Annotated in this window: 20 protein-coding genes; 9 read left to right on the forward strand and 11 right to left on the reverse strand. The window is 65.1% G+C overall.

Annotation, left to right across the window (positions count from 1 at the left end; genetic code table 11):
• Window positions 1–90: 90 nt before the first annotated feature.
• Together aac(6') and JEQ47_RS07775 are read right to left on the reverse strand one after the other, a co-directional pair.
• A complete protein-coding gene (gene aac(6'), locus JEQ47_RS07770) occupies window positions 91–534 on the reverse strand; it encodes an aminoglycoside 6'-N-acetyltransferase (RefSeq protein ID WP_328768519.1) in 444 nt (147 codons plus the stop codon).
• Complete coding sequence (locus JEQ47_RS07775; protein WP_198875852.1) at window positions 531–1,187, reverse strand: S24 family peptidase; 657 nt, start codon at window positions 1,185–1,187, stop codon at window positions 531–533. Before JEQ47_RS07775 ends, aac(6') begins: the two co-directional genes overlap by 4 nt.
• Before the next feature lie 134 nt (window positions 1,188–1,321).
• Here JEQ47_RS07775 and JEQ47_RS07780 point away from each other — a divergent pair, with 134 nt between their 5' ends.
• Window positions 1,322–1,681, forward strand: a complete 360-nt coding sequence (locus JEQ47_RS07780; protein ID WP_198875853.1) for a DUF952 domain-containing protein — start codon at window positions 1,322–1,324, stop codon at window positions 1,679–1,681.
• The gene (locus JEQ47_RS07785) at window positions 1,678–2,784 is read left to right on the forward strand and encodes a quinone-dependent dihydroorotate dehydrogenase (protein ID WP_198875854.1); all 1,107 of its coding nucleotides are present in this window, start codon (window positions 1,678–1,680) and stop codon (window positions 2,782–2,784) included. Before JEQ47_RS07780 ends, JEQ47_RS07785 begins: the two co-directional genes overlap by 4 nt.
• Here the strand turns inward: JEQ47_RS07785 and JEQ47_RS07790 are convergent.
• The 3 genes from JEQ47_RS07790 to JEQ47_RS07800 all read right to left on the reverse strand — a co-directional run bounded on the left by JEQ47_RS07790 (window position 2,767) and on the right by JEQ47_RS07800 (window position 5,218).
• A complete protein-coding gene (locus JEQ47_RS07790) occupies window positions 2,767–4,113 on the reverse strand; it encodes an MATE family efflux transporter (protein ID WP_198875855.1) in 1,347 nt (448 codons plus the stop codon). The two genes, JEQ47_RS07785 and JEQ47_RS07790, sit on opposite strands and share 18 nt — an antisense overlap.
• 158 nt (window positions 4,114–4,271) lie before the next feature.
• Complete coding sequence (locus JEQ47_RS07795; RefSeq protein WP_198875856.1) at window positions 4,272–4,943, reverse strand: nucleoside/nucleotide kinase family protein; 672 nt, start codon at window positions 4,941–4,943, stop codon at window positions 4,272–4,274.
• On the reverse strand, window positions 4,943–5,218 hold the full coding sequence (locus tag JEQ47_RS07800; RefSeq protein WP_198875857.1) for a DUF6460 domain-containing protein: 276 nt from the start codon (window positions 5,216–5,218) through the stop codon (window positions 4,943–4,945). Before JEQ47_RS07800 ends, JEQ47_RS07795 begins: the two co-directional genes overlap by 1 nt.
• A 292-nt stretch (window positions 5,219–5,510) precedes the next feature.
• Here JEQ47_RS07800 and JEQ47_RS07805 point away from each other — a divergent pair, with 292 nt between their 5' ends.
• The gene (locus JEQ47_RS07805) at window positions 5,511–7,994 is read left to right on the forward strand and encodes a ligase-associated DNA damage response DEXH box helicase (RefSeq protein WP_198875858.1); all 2,484 of its coding nucleotides are present in this window, start codon (window positions 5,511–5,513) and stop codon (window positions 7,992–7,994) included.
• A gap of 37 nt (window positions 7,995–8,031) precedes the next feature.
• Window positions 8,032–8,742, forward strand: a complete 711-nt coding sequence (gene pdeM, locus JEQ47_RS07810; RefSeq protein ID WP_198875859.1) for a ligase-associated DNA damage response endonuclease PdeM — start codon at window positions 8,032–8,034, stop codon at window positions 8,740–8,742.
• A 40-nt stretch (window positions 8,743–8,782) separates the two neighbouring features.
• Here pdeM and JEQ47_RS07815 read toward each other — a convergent pair whose 3' ends face one another.
• The 3 genes from JEQ47_RS07815 to JEQ47_RS07825 all read right to left on the reverse strand — a co-directional run bounded on the left by JEQ47_RS07815 (window position 8,783) and on the right by JEQ47_RS07825 (window position 14,207).
• Entirely contained in the window at window positions 8,783–9,544 is a 762-nt protein-coding gene (locus tag JEQ47_RS07815) for a TIGR02186 family protein (protein WP_198875860.1), read from the reverse strand.
• 5 nt (window positions 9,545–9,549) lie between these two features.
• Complete coding sequence (locus JEQ47_RS07820; RefSeq protein WP_198875861.1) at window positions 9,550–10,467, reverse strand: sulfite exporter TauE/SafE family protein; 918 nt, start codon at window positions 10,465–10,467, stop codon at window positions 9,550–9,552.
• Window positions 10,468–10,646: 179 nt separating this feature from the next.
• Window positions 10,647–14,207, reverse strand: a complete 3,561-nt coding sequence (locus tag JEQ47_RS07825; protein ID WP_198875862.1) for an SEL1-like repeat protein — start codon at window positions 14,205–14,207, stop codon at window positions 10,647–10,649.
• Window positions 14,208–14,383: 176 nt separating this feature from the next.
• Between JEQ47_RS07825 and JEQ47_RS07830 the strand changes: the two genes are divergently transcribed.
• Both JEQ47_RS07830 and JEQ47_RS07835 read left to right on the forward strand, forming a co-directional pair.
• Window positions 14,384–15,055, forward strand: a complete 672-nt coding sequence (locus JEQ47_RS07830) for a response regulator (RefSeq protein ID WP_198875863.1) — start codon at window positions 14,384–14,386, stop codon at window positions 15,053–15,055.
• Between the two features lie 3 nt (window positions 15,056–15,058).
• A complete protein-coding gene (locus JEQ47_RS07835; RefSeq protein WP_198875864.1) occupies window positions 15,059–15,457 on the forward strand; it encodes a VOC family protein in 399 nt (132 codons plus the stop codon).
• Between the two features lie 96 nt (window positions 15,458–15,553).
• Here the strand turns inward: JEQ47_RS07835 and JEQ47_RS07840 are convergent, their stop codons facing one another.
• The 3 genes from JEQ47_RS07840 to JEQ47_RS07850 are packed head-to-tail and all read right to left on the reverse strand — an operon-like array spanning window position 15,554 to window position 19,289.
• On the reverse strand, window positions 15,554–17,092 hold the full coding sequence (locus tag JEQ47_RS07840) for a coiled-coil domain-containing protein (protein ID WP_198875865.1): 1,539 nt from the start codon (window positions 17,090–17,092) through the stop codon (window positions 15,554–15,556).
• A 4-nt stretch (window positions 17,093–17,096) separates the two neighbouring features.
• Window positions 17,097–18,035 carry a DUF6384 family protein gene (locus tag JEQ47_RS07845; RefSeq protein WP_198875866.1) on the reverse strand — a complete coding sequence of 313 codons (939 nt, stop codon included), beginning with the start codon at window positions 18,033–18,035 and terminating at the stop codon, window positions 17,097–17,099.
• Between the two features lie 30 nt (window positions 18,036–18,065).
• On the reverse strand, window positions 18,066–19,289 hold the full coding sequence (locus tag JEQ47_RS07850; protein ID WP_198875867.1) for a cell surface protein: 1,224 nt from the start codon (window positions 19,287–19,289) through the stop codon (window positions 18,066–18,068).
• A gap of 216 nt (window positions 19,290–19,505) precedes the next feature.
• Here JEQ47_RS07850 and JEQ47_RS07855 point away from each other — a divergent pair, with 216 nt between their 5' ends.
• The 3 genes from JEQ47_RS07855 to JEQ47_RS07860 all read left to right on the forward strand — a co-directional run bounded on the left by JEQ47_RS07855 (window position 19,506) and on the right by JEQ47_RS07860 (window position 21,388).
• Window positions 19,506–19,970, forward strand: a complete 465-nt coding sequence (locus JEQ47_RS07855) for an SRPBCC family protein (RefSeq protein WP_198875868.1) — start codon at window positions 19,506–19,508, stop codon at window positions 19,968–19,970.
• Between the two features lie 120 nt (window positions 19,971–20,090).
• Complete coding sequence (locus JEQ47_RS20935; protein WP_268905724.1) at window positions 20,091–20,213, forward strand: hypothetical protein; 123 nt, start codon at window positions 20,091–20,093, stop codon at window positions 20,211–20,213.
• A gap of 173 nt (window positions 20,214–20,386) precedes the next feature.
• Window positions 20,387–21,388, forward strand: coding sequence for a BMP family lipoprotein (locus JEQ47_RS07860; RefSeq protein ID WP_198875869.1), 1,002 nt, complete (start codon window positions 20,387–20,389; stop codon window positions 21,386–21,388).
• Window positions 21,389–21,398: the final 10 nt, after the last annotated feature.

Below are 21,398 nucleotides of genomic sequence, written 5' to 3' on the forward strand. Positions count from 1 at the left end.
CATCGGATTGATCACACAGAAATTATCGTTCTGCAATAACAATTATTGTAAAACAATAATACGAGTTGCTCCGACTACGCTTGAGCCGCTTCACAGGGCCTTTTTGAAATAGACGACCCGCCGGGTTTCCGCGAAGCCCAGCGCCGTGTGCATGCTGTGACTGGCGAGATTGTCGAGGGCTGCGTCCGAGGCGAATTCGGTGCATCCGCGCTGTCGGCCCCAGTCTTCGGCATGGGCCACCATGGCGCCGGCCACGCCCGTGCCACGCGCCTCCGGCCAAACGAAAATGCCCTCGAGAAACGCCACCGGCGAAGTCTTGCAGCCTTCGACATAGTCGTGCCGGAGGCTGGCCTCCAGAAAGCCGAGCGCCTTGTTCCCGTCGCTCCGCGCGACGAGGTTCAGCGTGTCGCCCGGATCGGCCAGAACGCGCGCGATGTCCGCGGCATGCGCGCCATTGCCGCCATCGGGCCACAGCGCGGTGCGCATCGCAACCCAATCGGCGGCGTCGGATGCGACGGCGGGCGCGATCCTCACTGGCTGGCCCAGATGATGCGGGCCATCCACTCCACATCGACAATGTCGAGAATGCGCGGATCATAGGCCGGATTGATCGAATGCAGCTCAATCTGCCGCGCCGTCTGGCGAAACAGGATCTTGGCCATCACCTCGCCCTCGCGGGTCTTGACGACGACGCGGTCGCCGCGCCGCACCTGCTCGGTGGGGGAGACGACGATGCGGTCGCCCTCGCGATAGAGCGGCTCCATGCTGTCGCCGGAGATTTCCAGCGCATAAATGCCATTGTCGTCGGGCGTCGGCAGCGCCACTTCATCCCAGCCATGGCCAACCGGAAAGCCGGCATGATCGAAAAAGCCGCCGCTGCCGGCCTGCGCCAGACCGAGGAGCGGGATGTTGCGCAGATCGCCCGCAGGCTCGGAAAATCCGCTGGGCATGGACAGAAAGGCGCCGGTGCCGGACAGGAAGCTGTCGAAATTCTCGCCTGTGGCCTCGAGTATCTTGGCAATGCTTTCCGTGGAGGGCCAGCGCTCGCGTCCATCGCGGCTGACGCGCTTGGAGACGTTGAAGGCAGTGGCGTCGAGCCCAGCGAGCTTGGCCAGAGCGGATACCGAGACCCCCTGGCGTCGCGCCAGCGAGTCGATGCCGTCCCAGATGGCCCGATGTGAAAGCATGGCAAGACCTGAAAGGAATTATGTCTTATTGCGGAAAACAATCCTAAAATAGGCCTGCTGATCCCGCTTGTAAAGCGGGCAGTTCCGCATTACCCCGGCACCGATCCCCTCTGCCTTCCAAAAGGGTGCCGACCATGTCCGATTTGCCCCGGCTCATCTACAAGATCGCCACCGGCGCCAGTCTCGCACCGGCGCGTCTGGCCGGCCACTATGCCGGCATGCCGATCGACCTGGCGGACGGCTACATGCATTTTTCGACCGCCGCGCAACTGCCCGAGACCCTGCGCTTGCATTTCAAGGATCAGGCCGATCTGGTGCTGCTGGCCGTGCCGACCGCGCCTCTGGGTGACAGCCTCGTCTGGGAGCCATCGCGGGGTGGCCAGCTCTTTCCGCATCTTTATGGCGGCCCGCTGGACCTCGGCCTCGTGGAATGGGAGGCGGAGACAAGCGTCGATGCCGAAGGGCACTGCGACCTGCCGGAGACTGTCCGATGATCCTTTCCGCCTTCTCGCCCCTCCTGCGCAATGCCGGCCTTGCCAGCCTCACCCGCGACACGCTGCTGCGCATGGACGCCGAAACCGCCCATGGCGCCACCATCACGGCTCTGCGGCTGGGCCTGGCCCCGCAGCAGGAATACGCCGATCCCCCGGAACTGGCGACGAGCCTCTGCGGTCTCGAGCTCAAAAACCCCGTGGGCATGGCAGCGGGCTTCGACAAGAATGCCGAAGTGCCGCGCCCGCTCGCGCTGATGGGCTTCGGCATGGTCGAGATCGGCACCGTCACCCCGCGCCCGCAGGCGGGCAATGCCAAGCCGCGCCTTTTCCGCATTGCCGGGGCCGATGGCGTCATCAACCGCATGGGCTTCAACAATGAGGGGCATAATGCGGCCTTCGAGCGCTTGAAGGGGCTGCGCGTTCCGGCCGCTCTGGGCGTCAATATCGGCGCCAACAAGGACAGCGAGGATTTCGTCGCCGACTATGTGCTGGGCGTCCAGCGCTTCGCTGATCTCGCCGACTATCTCACCGTCAACATCTCCTCGCCCAATACGCCGGGCCTGCGGAACCTTCAGGCCGACGAAGCGCTGCGTCGCCTGCTCGGCGAAGTGCTCACCGCCCGCGCCAAGGCCAGGACGCGCGTGCCGGTGCTGTTGAAGATCGCGCCCGATCTCGATGAGGCAGGCATGGACGCCGTGGCGCGGGTCATTCTCGACACCGACCTCGATGGCCTGATCGTTTCCAACACCACGATTTCGCGCGATCCTGTCGCCGGCATGGAAAACGCCACCGAGACGGGCGGGCTCTCGGGCAAGCCGCTCTTCGCGCTCTCCACTCAGCGCCTGGCGCAGATGCGCCAGCGTGTCGGCACGCTGCCGCTCGTGGGTGTCGGCGGCATCCACTCCCCGCAATCGGCGCTCGCCAAGTTCGAGGCCGGCGCCAATGCCATCCAGCTCTATTCGGCGCTGGTCTTCGGCGGCCTCGACCTGCTCGATCGCATCAAGCGCGGCCTCGTTGCCGGCGTGCGCGCGGCCGGCAAGACCAACATTGCCGAGCTGGTGGGCAGCAGGGTCGACGACTGGAGCTCAGGTCGGGCTGAATAGCCCCGCCTTGCGCTGCCCAAGCGCCCACCAGTAGATCACTCCGCGCGTCAGGAACCACAGGTGCAACGCGGCCCAGAGGCCCCAATTGCCCCAAAGCGGCTGCAGGAGCAGCGCCGCGCCGAGGAAAACCGGCAGCGAGGCGACCATGCCGTTGCGCATCAGCACATTCTGCGTCGTGCCAATGAGAATGCCGTCATGCACCACGGCCGGCATGAAGGTCAGCGAGCAGAGCGCCGCCAGCGGCAGGTAGTCGAGTGCATATTGGCGCACGGCTTCATTGGTGCTCATGAAGCCGATCAGGGCGGGTCCGGCGAGGTAGAAGACCACTCCCAGGCATACCGAGATGATCAGCCCCCACAGCAGCGACAGCCCATAGGCCCGATCGAAAGCCGGCCGCCAATTGGCACCGACCGCCTTGCCGGTGAGCTGTTCGCCCGCCTGGGCGATGCCGTCGAGAAAAAAGCCGACAACCATCAGCAGATTGAGCAGCAGCGCATTGGCGGCCAGCGCCACCTCGCCCATGCGCGAGCCTTGCGCGGCAAACCAGGCATAGGCGCCCATCAGCGCGATGGAACGGATCATCAGGTCGCGGCTCAGGCCGAACATGCGCCGGATCGCGGCGCCATCTCCCAGGGCACCCGGCGCGAAGCGTGCCGCAAAGCCGGCGAACCCGCCCTGGCTGCGCAACAGGATGATAAGGCCGACGCCCGCCGCCACGGCCTGGCCGATCACCGTACCCCAGGCCGCGCCGGGCACGCCCCAGCCGAGGCCGTGGACGAACCAGATGGACAGGGCGATGTCGATGAGATGCAGCAGCAATTGCAGCATCATGCCGGTGCGCGCTTCCGCCCGGCCGTAGAACCAGCCGAGCAGGGCATAGTTGATCAGCGAGAACGGCGCCGACCAGATGCGGATGAAATAATAGTCGGCCAGCGCCGCGCTGACCCCGGGCGCGGGCGCCAGCACGGCTTCGCAGGCCCAGAAGATGGGCACGGCAAGAAGGATCATCAGGAGGCCGATGATGACACCCAGGATCAGCGCCCGGCTGACATGAAGGAGGCCATTGCGCGCATCGCGGGCGCCAACCGACTGGGCGACGAGACCGGCCGTGCCGATGCGGAGAAAATAAGCGAGCGAGAACAGGACGTCGAAAACCAGCGCGCCCAGCACCAGCCCACCGAGCATTGCCGCATCACCGAGCCGCCCGACCACGGTGATGTCCACGAGCCCCACCATGGGTTCGGTGATGAAGGCAACGGAGGCGGGCAGGGCGATCTTCCAGACGTCGGCATGGCGGACGTCGAACGGATGCTGGGGACGGGTGGTCATGGTGAGCTCGAAGGATCGACGATGCTTATTAGCATCGCATCGAAACTTGGGAACCCCCACCCTCAATCCCTCCCCACAAGGGGGAGGGAGGCGCAGGGCCGAACCCTCAGTGTTCATCGTCTGCCTCCCCCTTGTGGGGAGGGATCAAGGGTGGGGGCCTACCGCTCAACCTCAAGCGCGAACACCACATCTGCTCCCTCGCGCGACTGGTCGACGAGGTCGTAATTGGGCAGGTCGTTGCGCTCGACATGGGCGCGGTTGCGCTCCTCGGTGAAGAGCCCTTCCTCGCCATGGCGCCGCAGCAGGCGGGCCCGCACCAGATCGCGTGGTACGTGGATGAAGACGGTATAGTCGAGCAGCGCCTTCACTCCGGCCCATGGCCCCTGCGTGAGCAGCAGGTAATTGCCTTCCACCACCAGCACCCTGACATCGGGCGCGACGGTAAAGGCATCAGCGACGGTATCCTCGATCTTGCGGCTATAGCCGGGCCCGCTGACCGGTGCGGTCGCGTGCTTGAGATGATGGAGGAAGCTGACGAATGCTGCGCCCTCGAATGTATGCGGCGCCCCTTTGCGGTCCACCTCGCCCATGGCCTCGATCTTGGCATGCTTCATGTGGAAGCCGTCCATGGGCACGAGCGCGGCGCTGCCGGGTTTGACCGCATTGAGCATGGTGACGAGTTCGGCCGCCAATGTCGACTTGCCGGCCCCTGGGCCACCGGCAATGCCGATGGCGATGCGCTGCCCGCCGGCCGCGCTTTCCATTTCGAGAATATGCGGCACGAGGCGCGACAGCGCCTGTTGCGGCGTCAGGGCAAGTGTTTCGGGCATCAGCGCGGGCGCAGGAGGCGCAGCACCAGCCAGATCGGCACGACCACTGCGGCGCCGGTGAGGATATAGACGCTCACCTGCCTGAAGAGGCCCGCGCCATCGCGGATGGTTTCGCGCACGAGGTCCAACGCGCCGCGAACAAGGTCGGCCGCATCGAAGCCGAACATGACCATGACGAAACCCACGAGCAGCGACAGGAGCACCAGCTTGACCAGTACCGATACCGGCTTGCCGCCTGCGAACCGCTCGAAACTGGAACGGGTTGGGGGTCGCATCTCTTCTGTCATTGCTTCGCTCTGTTTGGCACCGTCTCGGCCATCATATAGGGTTCGAGGCGATTTGCAGAAGGTTCAACGTGTCTCTTTTCCGTGTGCGCCAAAACCCCCACCCTCATTCCCTCCCCACAAGGGGGAGGGAGACGCAGGTTGCAGAAGCGCGGATACCGAAAGGCTTCGGCTCCTTCCTTTCCCTCCCCCTTGTGGGGAGGGAAGCTGAGCAGGACTTGGCGACTGCCAGGTCCGTCGCGAAGCAGGGTGGGGGTATTTTCGCGCGACCATCGGGGCCAGCATGACCCCCTCCCTTCCGCCCGTCATCGCCGACTGGTTCGCCTCGCGCGGCTGGGCGCCGCGGCAGCATCAGCTCGATGTGCTGGGTTCCTACCAGTCCGGCGCCAGCCAATTGCTGATCGCCCCGACCGGCGCCGGCAAGACGCTGGCCGGCTTCCTGCCCACCCTGACCGATCTCGTCGATGGCGACTTCGAGGGCCTCCACACCCTCTACATTTCCCCGCTCAAGGCGCTGGCGGTCGACGTCGAGCGCAATCTGTCGACGCCGATTTCCGAAATGCGCCTGCCCATCCGGGTCGAGGCCCGCACCGGCGACACGCCGGCCTCCAAACGCGCCCGGCAGCGGGTGAAACCACCGCATGTGTTACTGACGACGCCCGAACAGCTCGCCCTGCTGATTTCGCATCCGCAGGCCGAGCTGATGTTCGCCACCTTGCGGCGCGTCGTGCTCGACGAACTGCATGCTCTGGTGACCTCGAAGCGCGGCGATCTCCTGTCCCTGGGCCTCGCGCGGCTGGCAAGACTGGCCCCCGACATGCGCATCACCGCGCTTTCGGCCACCGTTGCCCGGCCGGACCTCCTGCGCGACTGGATCGCCCAACCGCATCCGGGGCGCGAAACCGATCTGCTGCATATGGTGGGCGGCGCGCCGCCGGAACTGAGCATTCTCGAGACCGAAGAGCGCCTGCCCTGGGCCGGGCATTCGGCGGTCTATGCACATCGCGAACTCTACGAGACCATCAAGCGGCACAAGACCACGCTGCTTTTCGTCAATACTCGCTCGCAGGCCGAGCTGCTGTTCCAGGGGCTCTGGAACATCAACGATGAAATGCTGCCCATTGCCCTGCATCACGGTTCGCTGTCGGTGGAACAGCGGCGCAAGGTCGAGGCGGCCATGGGCTCGGGCAAGCTCAAGGCCGTGGTCTGCACCTCGACGCTCGATCTGGGCATCGACTGGGGCGATGTCGACCTCGTCGTACAGGTCGGGGCGCCCAAGGGGTCCTCGCGCATGCTGCAGCGCATTGGCCGTGCCAACCACCGGCTCGATGAACCGTCGAGGGCCCTGCTTGTCCCCTCCAACCGTTTCGAAGTGCTCGAATGCGAGGCGGCGGTGGAGGCGGTGTCCGAAGGCCACCAGGACAGCGAGGATCCGCAGCCGGGCGGCTATGACGTCCTGGCCCAGCACGTCCTCGGCATGGCCTGCGCCGACGCTTTCCTCGCCGAAGACCTGTATGCAGAGGTGATCAGGGCCTGGCCCTATCGCGATCTCAGCCGCGAAAAATTCGACAAGGTGCTCGATTTTGTCGCCACCGGCGGTTACGCCCTGCGGGCCTACGAGCGCTACGCCCGTTTGAGGCAGATGGAAGACGGCAAGTGGCGCATCTCCCATCCCGCCGTCGCCCAGCAATACCGGCTCAATATCGGCACCATCATCGAGGAGCCCATGGTGCGGGTGCGGCTGGTGCGGGCGCGCGGCCAAAAGTCCGGCCGCACCACCGGCCCCATCGGCGCCGGCGGGCGGGTGCTGGGCGAAATGGAAGAATACTTCTTCGGCACGCTGGCCATCGGCGACACCTTCATGTTCGGTGGTGAAATCGTCGCCTTCGAGGGCATGAAGGAGAATGAGGCCTTCGTGTCGCGCGCTTTCGCCAAGGACCCGAAAATTCCCTCCTATATGGGTGGCAAGTTCCCGCTCTCGACCTATCTGGCGGAACGGGTGCGTCGCATCATGGACAGTCCCGACGAATGGGGCGCCATGCCCGACCAGGTGGCCGACTGGCTGCGCCTGCAGCGGGATCTTTCGGTGCTGCCGCGCCGCGATAGCCTCCTGGTCGAGACCTTTCCACGCGGCTCAACCAATTTCATGGTCTGCTATCCCTTCGAGGGGCGGCTCGCGCACCAGACCCTGGGCATGTTGCTCACCCGCCGGCTCGAACGCATGCGGGCAAGGCCGCTGGGTTTTGTCGCCTCCGAATATGCCCTGGCCGTCTGGGGGCTGGGCGATCTTTCAGGGTTGATCCGCACCGGCCGGCTCTCGCTCGACGAACTCTTCGACGAGGACATGCTGGGCGACGATCTTGAATCCTGGCTCGATGAGTCGGCGCTGATGAAGCGCACATTCCGCAATTGCGCCATCATTGCCGGCCTCATCGAACGCCGCCATCCGGGCAAGGAAAAGTCCGGAAGGCAGATCACCATGAGCAGCGACATCATCTATGACGTGCTCTACCAGCACGAGCCCGATCATATCCTCATCGAGGCGACCCGCCGCGATGCCGCTCGCGGCCTCCTCGATATCGAGCGCCTCGGGCACATGCTCTCCCGCATCCGCCACCACATCGTCCACAAGCCGCTGCCGCAGGTCTCCCCGCTCGCCGTGCCCATCCTCCTTGATATCGGCAAGGAGCCGGTTTTTGGCGAGGCGCGGGAATCAGCTATGGCTGATGCGGCAGAGGAATTGCTCCGCGAAGCAACGGGAGGGTGATCACACGCTCCCTTTCGGTTTGGGTACGAAAAACTATATGAACAGCGTCGCCGTCCAGGCCGATCCCATTCCGGACACCGTCTTGCTTCGTTTCGCCGGTCACAATTTCGAGCCTTTGCCCTCGGGCGCGCTGTTCTGGCGCGCGCGCGAAACTCTGCTCGTCGCCGACCTGCATCTGGAAAAGATGGCGAGCTTTGCCCGTCGCGGACAGATGCTGCCGCCCTATGATACGGCGATGACGCTGACGCGGCTCGAAACCGACCTCAGGCGCACCGGCGCCAAGCGCCTCATCGCGCTGGGCGACAGTTTTCACCGTCCGGACTCGGCCGGCCTGCTGACACCGGCCGATCGCATGCGGCTCGATTCCATGACCGATGCGGTTGAATGCATCTGGCTATCAGGCAATCACGATCCGGTGCCCCATGCCATCGGTGGCACCTGCCTGCCGGAGCTGGAACTCGAAGGCCTGTTTCTGACCCACGAGCCCAAGAAGGGCCAGACCGGCCTTGTCGCGGGGCATCTGCATCCGGCCGCGCGGATCGCCATGGATGGCCGCACGACGCGAAAACCCTGCTTCGTGCACGACAGCCGGCTCCTGATTCTGCCGGCCTATGGCAGTTCGACCGGCGCGCTCAACATCCTGTCGCAGGCGTTTTTCGGCCTGTTTCACTGGCCGGCGCTGGAAGTGACCATGCTCGGAAGCGACCGTGCCTATCCCGTTCCGGTGAAGAGGTTGGTCGGGGGCTGAAGCTACTTATTCCTCTCCCCAATGGGGAGGAGAAAAGTACCTACCGTCTGAACATCACGCCGCCCAGCCAGCCGGTGAACAGCGCCAGGACGACGCAGGCCAAGCCATAGAGCAGCGGCGACTGCGTCGAAGCGAGAGCTAGGAAGCGCTCGAAGCCTATCTTGCGCACCGCGAAGCCGTCGGACTTGCGGGCGATGATTTCGCCATCCCTGAACAGATAAGTCTGGGCGATATAGGGGCCGGGGGGCGCATTGCTGGGCAGGATCAACTGCGCGGAATAGAACGTGTCCGAGTGAAAATTCACCCCGGTTTCCTGCACGCCGAACAGCCCTTCCTGCGACATCAGGCGGATCAGTTCGCGCCCGAAGGTCAGGGTCTGCCACCAGCCGGCCGGATTGGGCGAGATGGCATGGGATTCGGGCAGAATGAAATTGGTGGTCAGCGTGTTGACGTCGGTAATGTCATCGAGCCGTGCGCTGGAGAGGACGTGGAAATAGCTCGGAAAGCCCTGGAACTCGACCTGTTCGGTATTGAGCCAGATGCCGAAATTACGCGTCTTCTTGCGCGCCACGCGATCCTGCGTCGGGCCCATGACCACGATGACGGCGTGATAGGGGCCCTCCACATAGCGTTGCTCCGCGCCGGCATCCGGAGCGATCGTGCCGTAAAAGGTCATCCGCTCACCGTCGAAGCTCGAAGTGATCTGCACGGTGTCGGTCGAGATGCCGGAAATCAGCCGCTCGGCCGCCGCCGGGATCAGGCTGAAGAGCAGAATAACAAAAGCGACGACAATGCGGTTCATGGCGCTTACCCGCTCACCGCCATGGAGAAGACGTCGTTCGGGGTCAGCACGAGGGACAGACCGAAGCGGATGGCCACGGCCAGCACCAGCAGCGCCAAGAGGCCCCGCAACTGTTCGCCGCGCAGATGCTTGCCCGCCGCCGCGCCGAACTGGGCGCCGGCCACGCCACCCACCATCAGGCAGAAGGCGAGGAGAATGTCGACGCTCTGGCTCTGCACGGCATGGAGCACGGTCGTTGCAGCCATCATCGCCACCACCTGCGCCAGCGAGGTGCCGATGACCACCGACCCGGGCACGCGCAGCAGGTAGACCAGCGCGGGCACCATGATGAAGCCGCCGCCAATGCCGAGCAGCGAGCCGACAAAGCCGATGAAGAGACCGATGATCAGCACCGGCAACACGCTGATATAGAGCCGGCTCTTCTTGAAGCGCACGCGCAGCGGCAGGCCATGGATCCAGCTATGCTGGTTGGGCAGGCGCTCGCGCACCACGATGCCCTGCCGCCGCTTGAGTAGCGCCCGCACCGATTCCTGCAGCATCAGGATGCCGACCGAACCGAGCAGCACCAAAAAGCCCAGCGAGATGACGAGGTCGAGCTGTCCCACATCGCGCAGGAGGTCGAAAGCGGCCACGCCGCCAAAAGCCCCCAGCACGCCCGAAAGCACGAGATACATGGCCAGGTGCAGGTCGACGCCGCCGCGCCGGTAATGGCTGAGCGCGCCGGAAGTGGATGCGGCCACCACCTGACCGGTGACCGAGGCGACGGCCACGGCGGTCGGCACACCTGAAAAGATCAGCAGCGGGGTCAAAAGGAAGCCGCCGCCGACGCCGAACAGGCCCGACAAAAAGCCGACGGCCCCTCCGATCCCCACGAGAAAGAAGAGGTTCACGGAAAGCTCGGCGATCGGCAGATAGATCTGCAAGATCTTCAGGTCCCGTAAGAAACGTTGCAGGGGCCATCCTAAGGGATGGTCCGTCAACAATAGGTAAGGCACGCAAGTGCGGCAAAAGAATATGGCCCGGGCTTACGTCCGGGCCATGACGATGTCAAAGGTTGATGCCGAATGCCGGCCGGGGCCGGACCGACAAGAGTCGGCCGGGATCAGACCGGCTGGCTGCCCAAGACGGCGAGCAGGCGCGGATTGATCACACCCATCTCGCTCATGCCGGTGGCCCGCTCGAAGGCCTTGATGGCCTCCTGCGTCTTGGGTCCGGCGACGCCGTCGGGGGTCCCCACGTCGAAGCCGAGCTTGGTCAGGGCCTGCTGCACGCGCTTGATCACGTCGCCGCTGGCAATAGCCGCGCCGGGGTCGAAAGCGGGCGACCAGGTACCGATCGGCGCGAAGTTCGCCGCTAGGTCCACGGGCTGCAGCCTCCAGGCCGCCAGTTCGTCCTCAAGCCGGCTCACGGCTTCCGCCGACAGCGACTTGGCAATGTCGTCGCGTGCCTTGGCCGCGTCCTGGTCGCCATTGGCGGCCGCCAGCGAGAACCACTTGAAGGACTGCTCGAAATCCTGCTCGACCCCGAGCCCCCGGGCATAGAGCATGCCGAGGTTGAACTGGCTGTCGGTCATGCCGTGGGCGGCAGCGCGGGCAAACCATTCGGCGGCGAGGTCGAACTGCTGCTCGCCCATTTCCCCGCCGGCATAGAGCGCCGCGAGATTGTGCATGGCCATGCGGTTGCCGCTCTCGGCAGCGCGCTGATACCAGAGCCGGGCCTGTTCGAGGTCCTTTTCCACGCCCGAGCCCATTTCATAGAGGTTGCCCAGGCGATACTGCGCCGGCACGAAACCCTGCGAGGCGGAGCGCTCATACCAGCGGGCGGCTTCCACCAGGTCTTTCTCGATGGCCTGGCCTTCGGTGTAGATCGCCGCAACTTCGAACTGCGCCTGCACATTGCCGGCGGCTGCCGCTTCGCGCAGCTCCAGCGCGCCGACGGCCTCGGGCGGCAGGTCGAACGTCTCGGCGATAGCATCGGCACCGGGAACCGGCGCTGCGATCGAACCCGTCGTTTCCGGCGCGGCCTGCGCGTCGGTGGACGATGCGAGCGCAATTCGGCCGCCGGCCGTCTGCAAGGTGGGCGGCATGGGCGTTGCGGTCGCAAGCGTGGTCGACTGGCCAAAGCTCATCGGCTCGCCCGGGTTGATCGACCCCGTCGAGGTCACATCGACCATGTCGATGACGCGCGGCGGCACCACCGACGACTGGTCATCGGATGGCGGCGGATTGGTCGTCTCGGCGGGCACCGACGCCGAGGCGGCGGGCGGCGTGGCCGGGGTCATGCGTTGCATAACGAGGTTGAGCGCCAGCATGGAAACGGCCAGGAGGGTGGCGGCCAGCAGGAGCGGACGGCGATTGCGGGTGAGGAAACTCGGACGGGCGTCGTCGCTGCCTGGCAGGCGCGGCGCCACGGGTTCCGGCGCCACCGCAGGGGTGGGCTTTTCCGCCTTGCGCGGCCGGCGTTCGGCCTTAAGAGGGGCAGCCGGCTTGGAAGCAGGGGCGGCCTTGGACGGCTTTGCCTCGGGCGCTTCGGCTTCTGCGTCCTTCTTCGGGCGCACCCGGGAAAGCGCCCGCGCGATGATGGATGAATTGTCGGCGGCCTGGCTTTCTTCCTGCTTGGCCCGCTGCGCACGCCTTGCGGCAGCAACGAAAGTGCTGGTGCTCGAATGGGTCGGCGCCACTTCGGCCGGCGTCTCGGCGGCGCGGGGCGCAGGAGCAAACGGATCGCTGCCGCTATCGGCAAAGCTCGACAGCGGGCGCGGCGGGCGCTCGGCCTGGCCCGGATCGAAAACCGGCGCGGCAGGCTTTTCGACCGCTGGGCGGGCCGGCTGAACCGGTGCTGCCTTGCCATTGAGGGCCGTGCGCACCGGCGCCTTTTCGGGGAAGCCGGGATCGACCAGCGGCGCTTCATCGGCGGGATTGGCGGGCATGGCGTCGCGCTGCCCGTCGCTGAGGCCGGCCAGGATGGCGTCGAGGCGATTGCCTGCCGGTTCCTCGCCGCGCAGCGCCTGGGCAAACTGCCCGGCTGCGGCATCGGCGTTGCTGGCGGCGAGCCGGGCAGCAGCAGGGGCCGGCATCGGGGCGGGAGCCGCCTTGCCGGAAAGTGCAGCTTCAAGCCGGGTCAGGCGCTCGGCCGTATCCTTGCCCGCAGTGTTGAACAGCGCTGCCATGCGCTTTTCGAGCACGGCCATGTTTTCGTCGCTGAGCCCGTTTGCAGCAGGTGTCCGGATGGCTTCCGAGGTGCGGGTCGCGACGAGTTCGGCCAGTTGCTCATAGTCGGGCGTCTTGCCGGCCGACTTGATGAGCCCGGTCAGCCGATCCTCGATGCTCTTCAGACTTTCCGGTCCGAACATGGCCACGGGCGCCGGGGCCTTGCGGCTGAAGGCTTCGCTGGCACGTTCGGCCACGAGGTCGGCCAGCGTGTCGAAATCGGGCCGTTCTTCGGCGGCGTGATAAAGTCGCGCCAGGCCGTCGAGCTGGGCGCCGGCATCGTCCATGCGGGCCATCAGCAGCTTGAGCTGATCTTCCACGGCGCGGGTATCGACCGGCACGATGCGCTCGCTCAGCGCCTCGATCTGGTCTTCGAGCCGCGAGAAACGCGGCTCCATGCCGGCCATGACGGCATTGCGCAAGGCGCCCATTTCCGCCTTCAGCGCACCGAGCTCGGCATTGCCGCCATTGGCCGAATCCAGCCTGGCGACAAGGGCCTCCACCTGCTGGGCCAGTTCGCCCTGGTCACCGGAGCGGTTCTCGACGGCGCGGGTGAAGGCCGCCATTTCACTGGTCAGGCGCTCGAAATCACCGGCAGATAGGGCAACCGTGCGCTCGATAGCGTCGATGCGGTCATAGACATTGCGCACGCTGGCTTCGATGGTCTGCACCGCCGGCGCAATCACCGTGGCCGCGTCGGTTTTGCTCTCGGCATTGCGGCGCTGGTCGCGCGCGATCTCGCGCTCCATCTGCTGGGCCTGCAATTCTGCCAGCTTGCCCACCGTGGTCGACACGTCGTCGAGCCGGGCATTGAGTATGGAAAGGTCGTTGCGCGGCGCGTCTTCGATCATCGCGCCGAGGGCCGCGATCTGCGCTTCGAGACGCTTGACCTGTCCGGTTTCGCCCACTGCGCCCGCGAGCAGTTCCACAACCTGGGTGAGCTGCTCGACCTGGCTGGCGACTTCGCGCACATGGCCGGCATTGGAGCGCTGCGACTTGAGCTCGCCTTCGAGCCGTTCGAGGCGCTGGCTCATCCCGCCCACCAGAGCCCCGAGCTCCCGGATCTCCGGCATGTCGGTGGCGCGGCGCATGGGCTGTGGCATCTGTGCGCCCTGGCGGCTGCGGATTTCGGCAATCGCCGAGCTCAGCTCGTCGGTGACTTCGATCTCGGCTGCCGATGTGTCGCGTTCGGTGAACCGGTCGACGGCCCGCTTGACCGTCCGCAGCGCCTCGCGGCGACGATTGGCCGGCTCGGGCGCGCCGACCTGGTCGCGCAGGTGTCGCACGCGCTGGGCGAGCCCGTTCATGGCGGGTGCGGCCGGTTCGGCCTCGGCATAATGGCTTTCGACCTTGTCGAGCAGTGCGACCAGTTCGCCGCGCAGGGCCTGCCACTCACCGGCGCCGGGGTCGTGGGCCGGTTCTGCGTAGTTCGAGTGGCTGTAGGCGCGGGGCATGACAGGTCCTTCGTCGAAAGAGACGGACCCCTCGCGATTCAACACGAAGGTATGACGGCCACTCTTGGGAAAACATGGTAAAGAACCCGTTAAGCATTGTCGCAATATGCACGGGCAAGCGCCGGAATTCCGTGCAATTTCAACTCCGGCAAGGCCCTCTGTGACAGGTTTGATTCATGACGCGCCGTCGTATCATCATCGTTGACGATCACCCCCTGTTCCGGGCGGCCCTGAGGCAAACCCTGGCCGGCGGCGATGCCACGGTGAGCGTCGAGGAGGCGGGCGACCTGACCAGCCTCAGCGCCGCGCTCGATAGCGACCGTGATTGCGACCTCGTGCTGCTCGATCTCAACATGCCCGGCGTGCGCGGCTTTTCGGGCCTCCTGCTGCTGCGCGCTCAGTATCCCGACATTCCGGTCATGATCATTTCCGCCGTCGAGGACGGTACCGTGGTGCGCCGCGCATTCGAGCTGGGCGCCGCCGGTTACCTGCACAAATCCGTCGGACCGACGGAAATCCGCCGCGCCATCGAGACCGTGCTGTCCGGCGAGGTTTTCGTGCCACAAGGCACCACCCTGGGCGGGGATGACGATCACACGGCTTTGATGAAGCGGCTGGCGACCCTGACCCCGCAGCAGGTCCGCGTGCTGATGATGCTGAGCGACGGGCTGATGAACAAGCAGATCGCCTATGAGCTCAGCATTTCCGAAGCGACCGTCAAGGCGCATGTCTCGGCTATCCTGCAAAAGCTCGATGTCGACAGCCGCACCCAGGCGGTGATCGCCGCCGCGCGCATCGAGGAAGGGCAGTTCGAGGCCCTGTTTTCCACCGGCGGCGACAAGGTCTGATCCATGAAACCCGAAATCTCCATCATCACCGTCGGTGTCGACGATCTCGAACGCGCTTTTGCCTTTTACCGGGAGCTGTTCGACATCAGCGACGACCAGATCGGCGCCGGCGAAGATCACGTCGCCTTCTTCTTCGACGACAAGTTTTCCTTCGTTCTGTTCCCGCGCGAGCAGATCGCCCAGACCGCCGGCAAGCCGGAAAGCCTCGAAGGCACGCCCGGCTTCGTTCTCAGCCATCGCGCCGAAAGCCCCGAGGCGGTGGACGAAATCCTCGAACGTGTGCTGGTGGCCGGTGGCTCCGTCATCACCCCCGGCACCGAAAGCGAATGGGGCTATTCGGCCTATTTCGAGGATTCGGAAGGCAATGTCTGGGAACTGATGGCGCAGCCCAAGCAGAACTGACGTCCCCCACACGCTCCGCCCACTCGGGGCCGTGCTCGGGCTTGACCCGAGGACCAACTGCAACCGAGCAGTCGCCGCCAGTGGCCCTCGGCGACCCTAGAACCCACCACCCGTCTTGAAGCCGCCATGCTTGCGGGTACCGGACGAGCCGGTGCGCGGGCGCGAAAAGCCGCCTCCGCCGGATGATCCACCACCCCAGCCGCCGCCGAAACCGCCGCTCGACGGCTTGCTCTTGCGTCCGGACGAACCGATGCTGCTATCCGGCCAGTTGAAGCCGCCGCCACTCGGGCCCCATGGGCTGTTGGGGCTGTTCTGCCGTGTCGGCTTGTAGCCGGCGCCCCATTCGCTGCCGGGCGCCCAGTTCTGGCTCTTGCGCCACTGGTCCCAATAGCTCGCCGCCGAAATGCCGCCGCGCAGGAAATCGTTCAGCAGGTCGCCGACCAGACGGTCTTCACGAAAGCTCGAACCGGGATCGTCAAAGCGCTGCTTCTTGAATTCCCACTGAATGTCTTCGAGTTCACGCCGCCGCTCGGCCAGGGTCTTCAGCCGCTCCTGTTGCTCGCGGCTTTCTTCCTGTTCCTCGCGCATCCGCGCTCGCGCATCGTCGATCTGGGCGACGATGGTGTCGTCCTGGCCGGTGCGGGTCTGCCGGGCTTCCGCAAGCAAGGTCTGGATGTCCTCGCGCCCCAGGGCCGCCGCCAGGTCCGCGGCCGCCCCTTCAAAGGCCGGATCGCGCCCCTCGGCCAGGGCGCGCAACGAGGCCGCTGCGCCATCGCGCTGGTCTTCGATGGCGGTGATCTCGGCATCGAGCTTTTCGATTTCCGCTTGCGCCCGGGCGATAGCCTGGCGCAGCGGCTTGCCGCCGGCAGCGTCCACGGCGTCGGTTTCCATCGCCAGCAGCCGCTGCTCGGCCGCAGTCACATTGGCTTCCTGCAGCTCGGCATGCTCGCGCAGGCGCAGCGGGATTTCGTTGAGCATGGCATAGTTGGGCCGCGCCTTGGCAAAGCCCACGAGATTGGCCACCAGCCCATCGAGATAGCGCGTCAGATTGCCGGCCTTGTAGGCCGACGTGCCGTAGCCGGCATCCCAGAGATAGATGAACAGCGGGTCTTCGCGATAGGGCTTGTCCTTGTCGTCGCGGTCGGCTTCGGCCTGTTCGGTCTTGCGCCGCGATTGCTCGGCGATGCGGTCGAGTTCCTCGGTCTCGGCGCGCTGGGCGACAAAGGCCGGGTCCGTGGCCAGCCGCGCCGATTGCGTTTTGGTCAGGGCCTCGAGCTCTGCTTGCTGCTCGGCCAGCACTTTGAGTGCCGCGGCGCGTTGGTCCGCCAGTTCGGCGCGTTGCGTGTCTAGGGTGGCGATGGCCTCTTCGGCCTTGCTGACATCGCGGGCATGCGCCTTGAGCGTGTCGCGGGCCTTGGCCTCGGCGCCCGAAATGCGGCCGTCCAGTTCCTGCTGCAGGGCAGGGTCCAGCCGGAGGCGCGCCAGTTGCCGGAACAGTTCGGCCTCGTTCTCCCGCGTCTTGCTCAGCCGCTCGGCCGCACGGGCGACGCGCTTGGACACTTCGTCTTCTTCGCGGCGGATGTCGCGCATCGCGTCTTCAAGGCTGGCCAGGGCCTGTGGGCCACGTATGCTCATGGGCTTACCACTGGGTCACGGCGCCGCCCATGACGGGCACGGCGTATTGCACATCGAGAAAGCCGCTCGACTTGCGGCCCACGAGGTTGGACTGGATGATGCCATCGTCCTGCTTGTCGGCGGCGACGGAGTTATAGATGTCCTCCGAAACACGCACGCCCCACATCGAGACTGTTTCGGTCTGCCCGGTTTCCTCGTTGAGGATGGGCAGGGATACCGGCTCGCCATCGGGGTTCAGCGCTTCCACGACAATGTAATAATTGGTGGCGTCGGTATTGACCTCGGGGAAGGTCCAGAAGCCCGATTGCACGTCCTCGCGATTGACCACGCGCAGCGAATATTCCTGGCGCAGCGTGTCGCGCAGCGTGGTCAGCCGGGCGATGCTGTCCTCGGCGCCTTCGCGATTGCCCTCCGCGGCAAAGGCCTTGCCGCGGCTGGCCAGCGCTTCGGCCTGGGTGACCGCGACCTGCACCTTGGTCTCGTCGTAGATGGTCTGGAACAGCGCATCCATCTGCGCCGGCAGCGTCTCGGTCAATTCGATCCGGGCCTGCTCGACCTGCCCGCGCTGGATCGGCTGCCAGACACCGAAATAGCCCACGCCGACGACGGCCAGAGCCAGGAGCACGGCCGCCACCGGACGGCCCCAGACCTTGCGGCCGACATAGAGACGCGCCAGCGTCGTCCCCAGCCCGGGGGCAGGGGGCTCGTAGGTGAAGCGGCTTTCGGCCAGGGCCGCGACGCCTTCCTTGAGGATATGGTCGGGGACCTCGATGCCCTGCTGGTGATAGACGGAGCGCAGCTTTTCGATGAGCTGCTTCTCGCGCGCTGCTCCATCGAGCTCGCGCGTCACCAGGTCCTGCCGGTGACGGAGCGTGTCGACCACGTCCATCGCCAGCATGACTTCGTCGAGGGGGGCAGCGGCCTTGGCCGTCGCGTCACTCATGAAGGCCTTCAATCCCTTGCCCTAGTGATGTCAGGACCGGGTTTCGAGCAACAGGGCATTGCCCTCGGCCGCCAGGGTCGCCAGGCGCCGCTTGCCATCTTCCACCGCGTCACGGATTTCGGCCGAGTTCTTGGTCGAGGCCACGCGCATCTCATTGATGATGGTGCGGCTCTTTTCCTGGAAGTTGACGACCGAGTCGACGAGCTTCTTGACGGCATCGGCGCGCACGGTGGGGCCATAGCCGGCCCGGACAGCCTCTTCCTGCACCTTGTCGCCGATCTCGCTGAGGGTCTCGAGCGACTTCGACATGCCTTCCTTCATGGCGTTCAGCGTTTCGGTCGACTCGTGCAGGCCGAACATGCCGGTGAAAGAGGCGGAAAGGGCGGTGAGCACGGTCTCGTTGGTCGAGAAGAACGAGATGGACTGCTGGTAGACCCGCTCCTTGGCATTGGTGGTCTGCATCAGGCGCGCCATCACCACTTCCGAGGTGTTGTAGGAAATGGTCAGGTTGTCCGAGAGGTCCTTGGCGATCTGGTAGCGCTTTTCCTCGTTCTGCATTTCGCGCAGGCGCTCGTCGCGCGCCATTTCGAGACGGGCGCGATCGGCCGGCACGGTGCCGGAGAAGGCGGCCAGTTCGTCGGCGGCCTTCTGGAGGATGTTCTTCTTTTCATTGAGGCGCTGCTCGGCCGTCGCCAGCACTTCGAGCGCCATGACTTCGGACTGCTTCAGCGCGCCGCGGAAATCGCGATAGGCCTCGAGAATGGTATGCTCGCGGTCGATCTGGTCCTTGGTGTCGGCGGTGACCGAGAGGTAGGTGTCGCGGATCTTGTTGAAGCGGGTGGCGATGTCGCCGCGGCTCACCTTCATCCACACATTCGAGATGCGCTCGAACGTGTCGATCTTATTGTCCTGGAGCTGGTCGACCATGCCCTTGGCGTCGTCACGGATGGAGTCGAAGCCCTTGGTGATGTCCTCGTAGCGTTCGCCGATCTTCATGGCAGCGACCTGCTCGCGCACCACTTCGTTGAAGGCGCTTGCCTGGCTCAGGGTGCGGCCGATGAGAATGACACGGGTTTCGTCGAGTTCGGTGATTTGCTGCAGGAGCCCGGTGATCGGCGCCTCGCCCTGGTTTTCCGGCCAGATGCCGAGATCGCGGATGGCGTTGACCGCCTTGTCCAGATACTGCAACGGCTTTTCGGTCAGCACCGAAACGGTGGATGCGGGGGTCGCAGTGGTGGTCACTTGGTCGGTCATGCTGGGCTCCCTCATATACTGGGCCGATCTGGCGACGTGGCCGTCTGGCCCTAGATTGCGTCTGCGGCCCGGCCTGACAATTGCAACTGCACGCCCGGGCAACTATTTAGTCCATATTGGTGCGAAAAAGCCGCACGTAAAGAGTGGGACCTCCGCCATGTTTGCTCGCCCCTGCGGCACTGCCGACGATCCGTCCCAAGCGGGGCTTCGGGCCTGATGGAATTTGGTGGACGCTACCGTATTGGCGCCGATCGCATGGCGGTCTGGACGGCCCTCAACGATCCCGAAATGCTCAAGGCCGCCATACCCGGCTGCACCCATATTGCCTGGTCGGGCGAGAACACGCTTGATCTCGCCATAACGGTCAATCTCGGGGTGATGAAACCCGTCTTCAAAGGCGAGCTGCTGCTGTCCAATGTCGATGTGGCGCAGAGTTATACCCTTTCCGGCAAGGGCAAGGGCGGGCTACTGGGCCTTGCCGAGGGCAGCGCCGACATCACCCTTGCCGATGATGGCGAGGGTACCTTGCTGGCCTTCACGGCCAAGGGTGGCGCATCGGGCCAGATCATGAAGCTGGGCAAGGCCCTGGTCGGCAATTCCGCGCAGCGCATCATCGATGGCTTTTTCGAGCGCTTCGCAGGCGCCATGGGCGTGGAGATCACCCCGCTCGGTCCGGCCTGATCCACTGCATCTTCAGCTTTGCTTAACCACGCTGCCAAGGCGCGCAATCGCGCCATGATTCCGCCGCGTGCGATCCGCTACACAAGGGTCAGTTCAACGCAATTTGCATCAAATCCGATCATGACCTCCCAGTCCCGCGACAGCTTCGCCCTTTATCTCATCGCCGCCCTGGCAGTGATGGTGACCCTCTATGCCGATCTCGATCTGGGCGCGATGTTCGAGGCGCTGCTCGCCCGGTTCTGATGTCCGTATGGCGGGCCTCGGGTTGTCCCAAGCGAATTTTGACCAATCGGAAAAATTACGCGCCTGCCCTCTTGCGGCAGAGGCCATTGCACGATTTTATTCCCCGTTAGCGCACGCAGGATGACCAACGGGCTCTGGCCCGCTGCTGGTGCGAGACAGGGAGACGTAAACCAATGAAAATTTCGACCATTACCAAGGCTTTCGCCGGTGGTGTCGCACTGAGCGCCGTGCTGGCTGGTGCAGCCTTTGCTGACGGCGCCCTCGTTTATGATGGCGGCGGCAAGTTCGACAAGTCGTTCAACGAAGCCGCCTATACCGGCGCCGAGCGCTTCAAGGCCGAAGGCGGCGCCTACCAGGATCTGGAAATCTCGGGCGACGCCATGCGCGAGCAGGCCGTGCGCCAGTTCGCCTCGCGCGGCAACAACCCGATCGTGCTGCCGGGCTTCTCGTGGGAAACCGCGCTGCGCGCCGTGGCTCCGGAATTCCCCGATACCAAGTTCACCATCATCGACTCCGTGGTCGACCTGCCCAACGTGCAGTCGGTCGTCTTCAAGGAACACGAAGGCTCCTACCTCGTGGGCGTGCTGGCTGCCATGCAGTCGGAATCGGGCAAGATCGGCGTCGTCCCCGCCTTCAACTTTGACCTGCTCGAAGCCTTTGCCTGCGGCTATGCCCAGGGCGCCAAGTCGGTCAATCCGGATATCGAAGTCATCGAGACCTATGTCGGCACCGGCTTTGAAGCCTTCAACGACCCGGTCAAGGCCACCGAAGTTGCCCGTTCGCAGCTCGACCAGGGCGTGGACGTGATCTTCCAGGTCGCCGGTGGCGCTGGCGCCGGTGTGCTCCAGGCTGCTGCCGACGCCGGCAAGTTCTCCATCGGCGTGGACAGCAACCAGAACCACCTGCATCCCGGCTCGGTCCTGACCTCGATGCTCAAGCGCGTCGACGTCGCCACCTACAACGCCATGAAGGGCGTCGAGGACGGCACCTGGGCGCCTGGCGTGATCACCCTGGGCCTCGCCGAAGAAGGCGTTGGCGCAGCGTTCGACGAGAACAATGCCGATCTGATCACCCCGGAAATGCAGGCAGCGGTTGACAAGGCCACCGCCGACATCATCTCGGGTGCTGTCACCGTGCACGACTTCCGCACCGACAAGACCTGCGAAGCCCTCTGAGGCGTCACCA

The sequence above is a fragment of the Devosia sediminis genome (assembly GCF_016411825.1).
Classification (GTDB): Bacteria; Pseudomonadota; Alphaproteobacteria; order Rhizobiales; family Devosiaceae; genus Devosia; species Devosia sediminis.

Coding starts and splice junctions, on each gene's coding strand:
- JEQ47_RS07775 (WP_198875852.1), bottom strand. CDS start 1,187: ATGCTTTCACATCGGGCCATCTGGGACGGCATCGACTCGCTGGCGCGA.
- JEQ47_RS07780 (WP_198875853.1), top strand. CDS start 1,322: ATGTCCGATTTGCCCCGGCTCATCTACAAGATCGCCACCGGCGCCAGT.
- JEQ47_RS07785 (WP_198875854.1), top strand. CDS start 1,678: ATGATCCTTTCCGCCTTCTCGCCCCTCCTGCGCAATGCCGGCCTTGCC.
- JEQ47_RS07790 (WP_198875855.1), bottom strand. CDS start 4,113: ATGACCACCCGTCCCCAGCATCCGTTCGACGTCCGCCATGCCGACGTC.
- JEQ47_RS07795 (WP_198875856.1), bottom strand. CDS start 4,943: ATGCCCGAAACACTTGCCCTGACGCCGCAACAGGCGCTGTCGCGCCTC.
- JEQ47_RS07800 (WP_198875857.1), bottom strand. CDS start 5,218: ATGCGACCCCCAACCCGTTCCAGTTTCGAGCGGTTCGCAGGCGGCAAG.
- JEQ47_RS07805 (WP_198875858.1), top strand. CDS start 5,511: ATGACCCCCTCCCTTCCGCCCGTCATCGCCGACTGGTTCGCCTCGCGC.
- pdeM (WP_198875859.1), top strand. CDS start 8,032: ATGAACAGCGTCGCCGTCCAGGCCGATCCCATTCCGGACACCGTCTTG.
- JEQ47_RS07815 (WP_198875860.1), bottom strand. CDS start 9,544: ATGAACCGCATTGTCGTCGCTTTTGTTATTCTGCTCTTCAGCCTGATC.
- JEQ47_RS07825 (WP_198875862.1), bottom strand. CDS start 14,207: ATGCCCCGCGCCTACAGCCACTCGAACTACGCAGAACCGGCCCACGAC.
- JEQ47_RS07830 (WP_198875863.1), top strand. CDS start 14,384: ATGACGCGCCGTCGTATCATCATCGTTGACGATCACCCCCTGTTCCGG.
- JEQ47_RS07835 (WP_198875864.1), top strand. CDS start 15,059: ATGAAACCCGAAATCTCCATCATCACCGTCGGTGTCGACGATCTCGAA.
- JEQ47_RS07840 (WP_198875865.1), bottom strand. CDS start 17,092: ATGAGCATACGTGGCCCACAGGCCCTGGCCAGCCTTGAAGACGCGATG.
- JEQ47_RS07845 (WP_198875866.1), bottom strand. CDS start 18,035: ATGAGTGACGCGACGGCCAAGGCCGCTGCCCCCCTCGACGAAGTCATG.
- JEQ47_RS07850 (WP_198875867.1), bottom strand. CDS start 19,289: ATGACCGACCAAGTGACCACCACTGCGACCCCCGCATCCACCGTTTCG.
- JEQ47_RS07855 (WP_198875868.1), top strand. CDS start 19,506: ATGGAATTTGGTGGACGCTACCGTATTGGCGCCGATCGCATGGCGGTC.
- JEQ47_RS20935 (WP_268905724.1), top strand. CDS start 20,091: ATGACCTCCCAGTCCCGCGACAGCTTCGCCCTTTATCTCATCGCCGCC.
- JEQ47_RS07860 (WP_198875869.1), top strand. CDS start 20,387: ATGAAAATTTCGACCATTACCAAGGCTTTCGCCGGTGGTGTCGCACTG.